The sequence below is a fragment of the Agarivorans sp. genome (genome assembly GCF_050295395.1).
In the GTDB taxonomy this organism is placed as follows: Bacteria; Pseudomonadota; Gammaproteobacteria; order Enterobacterales; family Celerinatantimonadaceae; genus Agarivorans.
Genome location: NZ_JBNKPP010000072.1, coordinates 1 through 10,541, shown reverse-complemented (window position 1 = coordinate 10,541; position 10,541 = coordinate 1). Strand labels below are relative to the sequence as shown.

Below are 10,541 nucleotides of genomic sequence, written 5' to 3'. Positions count from 1 at the left end.
AACTGTTGATTAAAGCGCGAGAACATCAACTGTAGCCCAGCAAAAGCATCGAAGTGAAACAGGGTTTCGTCGGCGTCAAATAATATCCATTGGTATTTCATGCAGCAGCCTTTAAAGACAAATAAAAGGGCGCTTATGGTGGGCGAGCAGTGCTGAATTGTCAAAGGCTGTTCACGGCTTGGGTGGTAGGCTGAAGCCCCTTATTATGCTTAAGCTGCGCTGAATCTATCACTGACTAGGGCAGGGGGAGAATGGATGAGCCACACTATAGTGGCTATGGCTTGCATTTGAGCAAAAAAGGAGTACAATTCCGCGGCTTCAATTAGCGGGTTCCCAGTTTTGGGACCTTAAATTTTTTAACTAGTATGAGGACGATATGGTTACCATTCGTTTGCAACGTGGCGGCGCTAAAAAGCGTCCATTCTATCAAGTAGTTGTTACTGATAGCCGTAATTCACGTGACGGTCGCTTCATTGAAAAATTAGGTTTTTTCAATCCGATCGCACGAGGTCAAGAAGAGCGTGTACGCTTAGAGCATGACCGCATTGAACACTGGGTTGGTCAAGGCGCAGCGGTTTCTAACCGTGTAGCTAAGCTAATCAAAGATTCAAAAGCAGCTTAATTGAATATTTTTGGTGGAGTTTAGATGAGCAACAATCAACAGCCCATCGTTATAGGTCGCTTAGGTGCTGTTTACGGCATTAAAGGTTGGCTTAAAGTTAACTCGTTCACCGAAGATGCAGAAGCTGTATTTAACTATCAACCGTGGTTGATAGGTCGTTCTGGCGAATATACTTCAATTGAAGTGACAGAATGGCGGCGTCACAGTAAATCTTTCATCGTTAAGCTTGCGGGCTTTGATGTGAGAGAACAAGCACAGAGTTTAACTGGGATGGATATTGCGGCTTTGCCGGAAAACCTTCCTGAATTGGCTGAAGACGAGTACTACTGGCGTGATCTTATCGACATGCAAGTGGTTAACCGAAGCGGCTATAACTTAGGGCAAGTGACCGATTTAATGGAAACTGGCTCGAATGATGTCTTGGTTGTGAAGGCCAATTTAAAAGATGCCTTTGGCAAAAAAGAACGGTTAATTCCGTTCGTAGAGTCTCAGATAATTGATAACGTCGATCGCGAGTCTCAAACTATTACTGTTGATTGGGATCCTAGTTTCTAGGTTTCCTTATGGCTGAGCAGACACCACGTTTGTGGGTAGGAATAGTCAGTCTATTCCCTGAAATGTTCTCTGCTATAAGCGAGTACGGTGTGACCGGGCGAGCGGTAAAACGTGGCCTGATTCAAATTGAGTGTTGGAATCCTCGCGATTTTACACACGATAAACATCGTACGGTGGACGACCGACCTTACGGCGGTGGCCCTGGCATGCTAATGATGGTGCAGCCCTTACGGGATGCAATTCATGCTGCTAAACGGGCCGCTGGTGATGGGGTTAAGGTGATTTACATGTCACCACAAGGGCGTACCTTGAAGCAAGATGGAGTAATAGAGTTAGCTCAACAACAAAAGTTGATTATTGTTGCTGGTCGCTATGAAGGCATTGACGAACGCTTGATTCAAGCCGAAGTTGATGAAGAATGGTCGATTGGTGACTATGTGCTAAGTGGCGGTGAGCTGCCGGCAATGAATATGATAGACGCCGTCTCGCGGTTAATTCCGGGAGTATTGGGGGATAGCGCTTCAGCCGAGCAGGATTCATTCTCTGATGGATTGTTGGATTGTCCACACTATACTCGTCCAGAAGTTTTGGATGGTAAGGCAGTACCCGAGGTATTGCTCAGTGGTAACCATAAAAAAATTGAAGAATGGCGCTATAAACAAGCACTTGGGCGAACCTATTTGAGGCGACCGGAGTTATTGGAGAATCTAGCTCTGACTGACAAGCAAGAAAAAATTCTTGCTGAGTTCATTCAAGAGCAAACGCTCTTGGATAATAAATAAAGATTCAGTTAATTCTAGGAAAAGTGTAATGAGCAACATTATTAAACAGCTCGAAGAAGAGCAAATGAAGCAGGACGTACCTGCGTTCGCACCTGGTGATACAGTAGTAGTACAGGTTAGAGTAAAAGAAGGTAACCGTGAGCGTCTACAGGCGTTTGAAGGTGTGGTAATTGCTAAGCGTAACCGTGGTTTACACTCTGCATTTACTGTACGTAAAATGTCAAGCGGTGAAGGCGTAGAGCGTGCATTCCAAACTCATAGCCCGCTAATTGAAAGCATTACTGTTAAGCGTCGTGGTGACGTTCGTCGTGCTAAGCTTTACTACCTACGTGAACTTTCTGGTAAGAAAGCACGTATTAAAGAAAAGTTGGCTAAATAAGCCCTTTTCTTCGAGACAAAAAAGCCCGCTAATGCGGGCTTTTTTTTGGCTGATTATTGGGCAACTTGTAATACCGAATTGTCGCCATCTACACCATTAGGTTGATAAGCATCGGCTTCCCAGTCGTTGTCGTAAGTTTCCTCACCGCCTTCCAAACACAATTTGTATTTGAACTGGTAGGCCTCTTGTTGATCGGTAGGAACGTTAACCACGGCCTTGAACTTACCGCTCTTTAGTTTGCTCATTTCGATTGGCTGCCACTGGTTAAACTCTGCTAGCAGAAAAATCTGTTCGGCATCTTGAGTGGCTTCTTTTTCAACTTCAAATGTGACTTTGACTTCTGGTTTTGATTTTAAGTATTGCTTCTTCAATGGCATGGCGTGTTCTCCTCCGAGAGCTAAAGTAAATCCGTATACTATGTGACCAATGTCGATTCTTTCAAAAAAGTGAGAGCTTGGTCAATAGTTGATTGATTTTTTTATAGTTGGAAGTGTAGACGTAATAGCTCGGCGGTGAAGCGAGTTTTAAGATAATAACCGCGTGGCAGGGTTTGAATTATTTGACCATCGGGGCCGATGGCATCGGTTCGAGCCTGATTGTTAGCGGCTTTCGGACGTAATTGCAGAACTTGGCCGTGGCGAGCCGTGATCTGATCTATTTGGCCAAAGGCGATCATTTCCATCAGTTCTTCCCAATCTTCGCGCAGCAACTGTTCTTGCTCGGCGCTGGGGCTCCAAAGTAAAGGGTTGGCCACAATGCGTTGCTCAACCGGGATCTGCCGCTCGGCTAAAATAGGGATCCACAGTACTCGGGACAGTTTGTTATACACATTACTACTGTGCCAAGTGAGTCCGGTAACCTGACGCAGCGGGGTGATGCATACGTAAGTACTTTCCAGTGGTTTGCCTTGGCTATCAATGGGAATGGTTTTTAGTTCTATACCTAGTTCGGGAAAGTCTTGAATAGGTTTACTGCCAGCGCTGGCTCCCAAACACCATTCGATGAGTTGGCCTCCCCAGCCTTTTTCTCGTTTGAGGTTTTTAGGGATGCTAAAACCTTCGCGCTGCGCCAGCTCGCCTAGAGTTAAACCGGCCAAGGATTGAGCGCGTTGTAATAGTTCGGCTTCGCTTTTTGGTTTCGCTGGCATGCTGGCTATCGACCTAAAAAAGACACCATTGTATAGAAGCTGGTCAATAAATACAGCTGCGCCTTATTAGTTTTATCCTTACGCTTAAGTGTATGATTAAAAAAGATTTTATACTTATGTTTAAGGTTTTAGTTGTTGTTGCCTTAGTTTATTCAGAGTTTATGTACACTTATAAACAGTGTTATGCACATATTTTATGGATAACTATCTTTAACTGTTATTAACTTTGTTTTTATTCACAGAATGCTTCGTTTTAACTCAGTTTGTATGTTTTGTAAACGTAATGGTGAAGATAACTCGCTATTTATAAAGCTTGTGTGTTTTTTGAACACTTGAACTTATAAACAGCATGGAGTTTTAGTATTTCTCTGTTTTGTTGTTGTGCTTGTTTGTAACTTTATGATTTTAATGTTTTTTTGTTTTGTTTCTTGATTTAGTATTTTAAGTTTTTGATGACGGGTATATTCTCTATTTGGTTTAACCCAAGTTATGCACAGCTTTTCTCACAGATAAATCGAATAACTTTAAGCAAGCGAGTATTTCTACAAATTAACTCCTTTGTGATAGTCGTATTTGCTGTGTTTCGGTTTCTGTGAAAGAATCAACTTATCTATAGTTTTCAGCTGAAGGTTGTTTCAGTGATTGATGGGGATGGTTATCGTCCCAACGTAGGCATCGTTATTTGTAATCAGCGTGGTCAAGTTTTGTGGGCCCGTCGATGTGGTCAACATTCATGGCAATTCCCCCAAGGGGGGGTTGATGAGGGCGAAACCGCCGAACAAGCGATGTATCGTGAGTTGCATGAAGAAGTCGGCTTGTTGCCGAAAGATGTTAAAATTTTAGCAACAACCAGACATTGGCTGCGTTATAAGTTACCAAAACGCCTCATTCGTTGGGATAGTCCGCCTGTTTGTATCGGACAAAAACAAAAGTGGTTTTTGCTGCGTCTTGTTGGCAAAGAATCTAATATTAAATTTGATCGCTGTGGTCACCCCGAGTTTGATGATTGGCGCTGGGTGAGTTTTTGGTACCCGGTTCGCCAAGTGGTGTCGTTCAAGCGAGAAGTTTATCGTCGCGCGCTAAAAGAGTTTGTGAGTACGGCTATGCCGTTTAACCGTTCCGAGAAAATCCAAGGAAAAGACAAGCGACGACGTTTTAAAAAGCGTAAAGGAGCATAGTCAGTGTTAGGAGAGTTACGTGCCATTGTTGAACAGGTAAGCAATGCGGATTCTCTTGACGGCGCATTGGCGATATTGGTGCAAAAAATTCGCCAAACGATGCAAACCGACTGTTGCTCAGTATATGTGACAGACCCTCAGCAGCAACAGCTAGTGCTTAGAGCTACCGATGGCTTAGCCCAGGACGCTGTCGGTAAAGCTTGCATGAACTTAGGCGAGGGTATGGTAGGTCAGGTTGCGGTTCGTGAAGAACCCATTAACGTGGCCGATGCGAGAAGCAATCCCCATTTTAAATATCTTCCAGAAACCGCAGAAGAAGGTTTTTTCTCTTTCCTTGGTACGCCGATCACCCACCACCGTAAGGTGCTGGGGGTATTGGTAGTACAACAATCACAAGCGCGTAGCTACGACCAAAGTGAAGAGTCATTTTTGGTGACTCTAGCGGCTCACTTAGCTGGAGTATTAGCCAATACCGATTTTCAAACGGTGCTGAGTCAACCTCATCAACGTAAACAGCTTAAAGCGATTAAGGCGGGTTCTAGCTCCAGTGGTATTGCTATTGCTAAAGCTTGGATTAACCGTTCTAGCGGCGAGCTTGAGCAACAGCAAATTGTTGAAACCGATAATGTTGATCACCAATTAGAGCGTTTTAATGTTGCCCTAGAGCTTGCTCGTGAAGAGTTTCATAGCTTAGCCATTAAGCTGTCGGAACAGTTGCCTAAAGATGTGGCGTCTATCTTCGATTTGTATCAGCACATGCTAGCTGACGCCAGTTTGGCGGGGGATATTCGCGCCAAAATCAAGCAAGGCTTTCAGGTTGAAGGTGCCTTGCGGATGGTGGTTGAGCATTATGTGAAACAGTTCTCGGAGATGAGCGACCCTTATCTAAAAGAGCGTGCGGTGGATGTTAAAGATGTAGGCTTACGTCTATTACATGCCCTGTTATCTGGCCCCAGTGCCGAACTATTCCCCACAGAGCCGGTGATAGTGGTGGCTGAAGAAGTCACGGCGACGATGTTTGCACAAATTCCGCGGCAGTTTTTAGCTGGTGTGATCTCACAGCGCGGCGCTGCCAATTCACACGCCGCTATTTTGGCCCGAGCAATGGGTATTCCTGCGTTAATGGGCTTAAGTTTCGATATTAACAAATTGCGTGGCACTGAATTGATTCTGGATGGTTATTCAGCAGAGCTATTTGTTGACCCCGATAAAATAGTTCGCGATGAATATCTGGTATTGTTGGCTCAGGAGAGCGAGCTAAATACCTTAGTTCAGCAGGATCTAGACAAACCCGCAATTAGCTTAGATGGCGTAGAAGTGGAGATGCTGATAAACGCCGGATTAAGCGCCGACAGCGATATAGCGATTAACGCTGGCGCCGATGGTGTGGGTTTGTACCGCACCGAAGTGCCTTTCCTGATGCAGGATCGTTTCCCTTCAGAAGACGAGCAGTTCATGCGTTATCGCGACATTCTGAATAGTTATCGCGGTAAAAATGTGTGCATGCGCACCTTGGATGTGGGCGGTGATAAACAGTTACCTTACTTCCCCATCGTTGAGGAAAACCCCTTTCTAGGTTGGCGAGGCATTCGCTTAACCCTCGATCATCCAGAGATATTCTTAGTACAAGCGCGCGCAATGTATCGTGCAGCTATCGAATGCGGCAATTTGTCAATTATGCTGCCGATGATTAGTTGTTTAAATGAGGTGGATGAAGCCTCTCGGCTGCTGGAGCAAGCTTGGGTCGAAGTGCTTGATGAACTGGGGATAGATGAAGAACCAGAACGGCCGAAACACGGGGTGATGTTGGAAGTGCCCTCGGTGTTATTTGTGTTGCCAGAGTTAGCTCAACGGGTGGACTTTTGGTCGGTGGGGAGTAACGATTTAACTCAATACTTGTTGGCGGTGGATCGCAATAATACCCGAGTGGCGGGCCTATTTAATACCTTCCATCCTGCGGTGGTGCGAGCACTCAAACAAATTATTGAGCAAGCCAGTTTACATGCTATCCCGGTGAGTTTCTGTGGTGAGCTAGCGGGAGATCCAGTGGGCGCGCTATTGGTGCTAGCGCTAGGTTACCGGCGTTTGAGTATGTCTAGTTTCAACTTGGCCAAAATTAAATACATTATTCGCCATGTTGATGTGGCTGAGTTGAGCGCGTTGGGTGAACAAATTCTGCAAAGCCAAAGCGGAGCAGCCATTTATAGTTTGCTATTGCGTTATCTGGAGCAGCGCGACTTATCGCAGCTAGTTCGTGTGAGTAAGCATTGAGTCCCGTTTTGCTAATCGCTTGTGTCATGAGCGCTTTCACTGCAAAATGCCCATTCTTTTTAGTCCTTAAATAGAGCTTTTTATTGTGTCTACACCTTTGCAATTTCCTGAGATAGACCCGATTGCCATTAGCATTGGGCCCTTAGACGTACGTTGGTATGGTCTAATGTATTTATTTGGTTTCTTGTTTGCCTTGTGGCTAGGTGGTCGCCTTGCAGATAAACCCAAAAGTGGCTGGACCCGTGCCGAAGTCAGTGACTTGCTATTTTACTGCTTTATTGGGGTTATTTTAGGTGGGCGGATTGGTTATGTGTTGTTTTATCAATTCCCGCATTTGTTAGACGATCCGACTTACCTATTTAAGATTTGGACTGGGGGGATGTCCTTCCATGGCGGTTTGTTAGGGGTGATTACCGCCATGCTATGGTTCGCTAGCAAGACAAAGCGGCATTTCTTCACCGTTGCTGACTTTATTGCTCCCTTAATTCCTTTTGGTTTAGCTACTGGTCGCTTAGGTAACTTCATCAATGGTGAGTTATGGGGCAGGGCAACCGATATGCCTTGGGGCATGGTATTCCCAAGCGGTGGGCCCATCGCCAGACACCCTTCACAGCTGTATGAATTTGCCTTAGAGGGAGTGCTGCTGTTACTGCTATTATTGGCTTACGCTAAACGCAAACCACCTATGGGGGCTGTTTCTGGCGCCTTCTTACTTGGCTATGGTTGCTTCCGCTTTATTATCGAATTCTTCCGTGAGCCCGACAGTCACTTAGGTTTGTTAAGTTTTGGCATGAGCATGGGGCAGATATTGTCATTACCGATGATAATTTTTGGTGGGATATTTATTGCCTGGGCTTATCGCCGCAAGGCTAAAGAGAGAACCGCATGAAACAGTATTTAGAGCTTTGTCAGCGGATCGTTGATGAAGGCATTTGGGTAGAAAACGAACGTACCGGCAAGCGTTGCTTAACGGTGATTAACGCCGATCTCGAATATGATGTAGCCAATAATCAATTTCCTCTGGTGACTACCCGCAAAAGCTATTGGAAAGCGGCTATTGCCGAATTACTGGGTTACATTCGAGGTTTAGATAACGCGGCCGACTTTAAAGCCCTAGGCACGCCGACTTGGTTGGCTAATGCCAATGAAAACCAAGCTTGGCTAAATAATCCTGCTCGCAAAGGTGAAAATGATATGGGGCGGGTTTACGGCGTGCAAGGGCGCTCTTGGCGCAAACCCGAAGGCGGCAGTATCGACCAGCTACGTAAAATTGTTGATGACTTATCGCAGGGCATTGACGACCGTGGCGAGATCTTATCTTTTTACAACCCCGGTGAATTTCATCTAGGCTGTTTGCGTCCTTGTATGCATACCCATACTTTTTCCCTATTGGGGGATACTTTGTACCTGACTTCATCACAGCGCTCTTGTGATGTGCCCCTTGGGCAAAATTTCAATCAGATCCAAGTGTTTACCTTCTTGGCTTTGATGGCGCAAATTACCGGACACAAGCCGGGTAAGGCTTATCATAAAATAGTGAACGCCCACATTTATGAAGACCAGTTGCCATTGATGAAAGACGTGCAGTTAAAGCGTGAGCCCTATGCCTCGCCGCAGCTGCATATTAACCCAGACATTAAAACCCTAGAAGATTTAGAAACCTGGGTGACTTTAGATGATTTTGAAGTCAGTGGTTATCAACATCATGACGCGATTGCCTACCCCTTCTCGGTATAAGTGCTGCTTGTTGGCGCGGTTATCCTGTTAAGCCACTACTAGGCTGTCGGTGTTTAGAATACCCTTTAATTCAATGAAGGGCATTTTTTTGCCTGTAGCTCAGCTTGGCTATAAACACATGGTTTAACGAGCAACTTGAAGAAAGGCCAGTTTCTAGTGTTAAGTGGCTTAGTGGTATTTAAAATGGCTTAGCAATCTGCTTTGTTTACCGTTAAAACGCGCTGAAAAATAGGCGATGTTTAATAAAATTAGCCGCTGAATATCTAGTTTTATCAAAAGAAGGCTATTTTATCGCCAATACCAACAGAGAATTTGGGCGGTTTAGTTGAGGCTGAATTGTTGTTAAATCGTAACTATCTGTTTTGTCAGTATCGAGAGGGCTCGTTTAGTTATTGTGCTTTATTGCTTGTGACTAGCGGATCTCATCGGAATATTGGCAGTAGCATGTGCTTGAGTAAGATCACAAAATTGTTGTTAACCTCTGGTTAAACTTTTTCTTATCTTAATTATCATCGGAAATGCCGATGGTAAGCGCAATTAGAAATGAATATGTTTTAACTCCTTGCTCAGTAAAATGATTTTTCATTTTTCATTGTGAGCTGTTATGAAGTCATTTATTGAACGCTTTTTAAAGATGGAAGCTGCTGGTGGCATTTTGTTGATGCTAGCTGCTGCCGTGGCTATGTTTATGGCAAATAATGCTTGGTTGTCACAAGCTTACTTTGCATTTTTAGATACTCCTTTGCAGGTTCGCATCGCCGAGCTTGATATTAATAAGCCGCTATTGTTATGGATTAACGATGGCTTAATGGCGATTTTCTTCTTGGTGATTGGTTTAGAAGTAAAACGCGAGTTAATTGAAGGCGCTTTATCTTCTAAGGAGCGGGCGTTATTACCTGTTGTGGCCGCCGTTGGTGGTATGGTGGTTCCTGCGCTAGTCTATTTGCTATTCAATATGGGCGATGCCGAACTAGCCAAGGGCTGGGCGATTCCTGCTGCAACTGATATTGCTTTTGCGCTGGGGGTCATGGCCTTACTCGGTAAGCGTGTTCCTGCGAGTTTAAAAGTTTTCTTGTTAGCTTTAGCCATTGCCGATGACTTGGGCGTGATTATCGTTATTGCTCTGTTCTATACCAGTGAGCTGGCGATTGTTCCTGCCATTTGGGCAGCCTGTGCCACGCTAGGCTTGTACCTATTAAATCGCCGTGGTCATGGTGGTTTAACGGCATATTTAATTCTGGGTACGGTGTTATGGGTGGCTGTACTGAAATCGGGCGTTCACGCAACTTTAGCCGGGGTTATTGTAGGCTTTATGGTACCGATTAAGGCTAAGTTGGGTGGCTCTCCTTTAAAGAAATTAGAACATGCGCTGCATCCTGCTTCGAGCTTCATCATTGTGCCTATTTTTGCTTTCGCCAACGCAGGGGTTCCTTTGGCGGGAATTAGCTTGGAAAGCTTCCAAAGCCCATTGGCCTTAGGGGTAATGCTTGGTTTGTTGGTGGGTAAACCTTTAGGTATTTATACAGCTAGCCGCTTTGCCATTCGGGTTGGTTTAGCTAAATTGCCAGAAGGATCCAATAACATGCAGTTGTTTGCTACCTCTATTCTTTGTGGTATTGGTTTTACTATGTCGATATTTATCTCGTCATTGGCCTTTAGCGGGCAAACTGATTTGATAGCCTTGTCGCGTTTAGCTATATTGGCAGGTTCAATCGGTGCCGCCTTGCTAGGCTATGGTTTACTACGTTGGTCAACTCGCGGGCTGGCTAGCAAGCAACAACGACAATATGGCGGGATAGCGGATACAGCCCAACACCCTTCCTCCTAGCATTGAAGGTCGTCATTTTTAGAGTAAACAAACCCCGTTTTC

At 45.0% G+C, this 10,541-nt stretch carries 11 protein-coding genes and 1 pseudogene; 9 read left to right on the top strand and 3 right to left on the bottom strand.

The window, feature by feature from the left end; genetic code table 11:
• Window positions 1-101 (bottom strand): annotated as a pseudogene (locus ACQY6Q_RS04215) (pyrimidine 5'-nucleotidase); the annotation flags it as partial.
• A 275-nt stretch (window positions 102-376) separates the two neighbouring features.
• Between ACQY6Q_RS04215 and rpsP the strand changes: the two are divergent.
• Genes rpsP through rplS form a run of 4 tightly spaced genes read left to right on the top strand, consistent with a single transcriptional unit; the run spans window position 377 to window position 2,338 of the window.
• The gene (gene rpsP / locus ACQY6Q_RS04210; protein WP_055734402.1) at window positions 377-622 is read left to right on the top strand and encodes a 30S ribosomal protein S16; all 246 of its coding nucleotides are present in this window, start codon (window positions 377-379) and stop codon (window positions 620-622) included.
• A gap of 24 nt (window positions 623-646) precedes the next feature.
• The gene (rimM, locus tag ACQY6Q_RS04205) at window positions 647-1,177 is read left to right on the top strand and encodes a ribosome maturation factor RimM (RefSeq protein WP_427978235.1); all 531 of its coding nucleotides are present in this window, start codon (window positions 647-649) and stop codon (window positions 1,175-1,177) included.
• Window positions 1,178-1,185: 8 nt separating this feature from the next.
• A complete protein-coding gene (gene trmD / locus ACQY6Q_RS04200) occupies window positions 1,186-1,959 on the top strand; it encodes a tRNA (guanosine(37)-N1)-methyltransferase TrmD (protein ID WP_373869464.1) in 774 nt (257 codons plus the stop codon).
• 28 nt (window positions 1,960-1,987) lie between these two features.
• Window positions 1,988-2,338: a 50S ribosomal protein L19 gene (rplS, locus tag ACQY6Q_RS04195; RefSeq protein ID WP_055734404.1), complete on the top strand. Its 351-nt coding sequence runs from the start codon at window positions 1,988-1,990 to the stop codon at window positions 2,336-2,338.
• Window positions 2,339-2,391: 53 nt separating this feature from the next.
• Here rplS and ACQY6Q_RS04190 read toward each other — a convergent pair whose 3' ends face one another.
• Together ACQY6Q_RS04190 and mutH are read right to left on the bottom strand one after the other, a co-directional pair.
• Window positions 2,392-2,715, bottom strand: coding sequence for an isoamylase early set domain-containing protein (locus ACQY6Q_RS04190; RefSeq protein ID WP_427978232.1), 324 nt, complete (start codon window positions 2,713-2,715; stop codon window positions 2,392-2,394).
• Between the two features lie 101 nt (window positions 2,716-2,816).
• Window positions 2,817-3,485, bottom strand: coding sequence for a DNA mismatch repair endonuclease MutH (mutH, locus tag ACQY6Q_RS04185; RefSeq protein ID WP_427978230.1), 669 nt, complete (start codon window positions 3,483-3,485; stop codon window positions 2,817-2,819).
• 638 nt (window positions 3,486-4,123) lie between these two features.
• Here mutH and rppH point away from each other — a divergent pair.
• The 5 genes from rppH (at window position 4,124) to nhaA (ending at window position 10,499) form a co-directional block, all read left to right on the top strand.
• Window positions 4,124-4,663: an RNA pyrophosphohydrolase gene (gene rppH, locus ACQY6Q_RS04180; RefSeq protein ID WP_427978228.1), complete on the top strand. Its 540-nt coding sequence runs from the start codon at window positions 4,124-4,126 to the stop codon at window positions 4,661-4,663.
• 3 nt (window positions 4,664-4,666) lie between these two features.
• Entirely contained in the window at window positions 4,667-6,934 is a 2,268-nt protein-coding gene (gene ptsP / locus ACQY6Q_RS04175) for a phosphoenolpyruvate--protein phosphotransferase (protein ID WP_427978226.1), read from the top strand.
• Window positions 6,935-7,016: 82 nt separating this feature from the next.
• On the top strand, window positions 7,017-7,823 hold the full coding sequence (lgt, locus tag ACQY6Q_RS04170; protein ID WP_427978237.1) for a prolipoprotein diacylglyceryl transferase: 807 nt from the start codon (window positions 7,017-7,019) through the stop codon (window positions 7,821-7,823).
• Window positions 7,820-8,671 carry a thymidylate synthase gene (locus ACQY6Q_RS04165; RefSeq protein ID WP_427978224.1) on the top strand — a complete coding sequence of 284 codons (852 nt, stop codon included), beginning with the start codon at window positions 7,820-7,822 and terminating at the stop codon, window positions 8,669-8,671. Before lgt ends, ACQY6Q_RS04165 begins: the two co-directional genes overlap by 4 nt.
• A gap of 604 nt (window positions 8,672-9,275) precedes the next feature.
• Entirely contained in the window at window positions 9,276-10,499 is a 1,224-nt protein-coding gene (gene nhaA, locus ACQY6Q_RS04160) for a Na+/H+ antiporter NhaA (protein ID WP_427978222.1), read from the top strand.
• Window positions 10,500-10,541 lie beyond the last annotated feature (42 nt).

Excerpts from the sequence above, each read along its gene's own strand:
- mutH (WP_427978230.1), bottom strand. The coding sequence starts at position 3,485 with ATGCCAGCGAAACCAAAAAGCGAAGCCGAACTATTACAACGCGCTCAA.
- ACQY6Q_RS04190 (WP_427978232.1), bottom strand. The coding sequence starts at position 2,715 with ATGCCATTGAAGAAGCAATACTTAAAATCAAAACCAGAAGTCAAAGTC.
- rplS (WP_055734404.1), top strand. The coding sequence starts at position 1,988 with ATGAGCAACATTATTAAACAGCTCGAAGAAGAGCAAATGAAGCAGGAC.
- rpsP (WP_055734402.1), top strand. The coding sequence starts at position 377 with ATGGTTACCATTCGTTTGCAACGTGGCGGCGCTAAAAAGCGTCCATTC.
- nhaA (WP_427978222.1), top strand. The coding sequence starts at position 9,276 with ATGAAGTCATTTATTGAACGCTTTTTAAAGATGGAAGCTGCTGGTGGC.
- ACQY6Q_RS04165 (WP_427978224.1), top strand. The coding sequence starts at position 7,820 with ATGAAACAGTATTTAGAGCTTTGTCAGCGGATCGTTGATGAAGGCATT.
- trmD (WP_373869464.1), top strand. The coding sequence starts at position 1,186 with ATGGCTGAGCAGACACCACGTTTGTGGGTAGGAATAGTCAGTCTATTC.
- rimM (WP_427978235.1), top strand. The coding sequence starts at position 647 with ATGAGCAACAATCAACAGCCCATCGTTATAGGTCGCTTAGGTGCTGTT.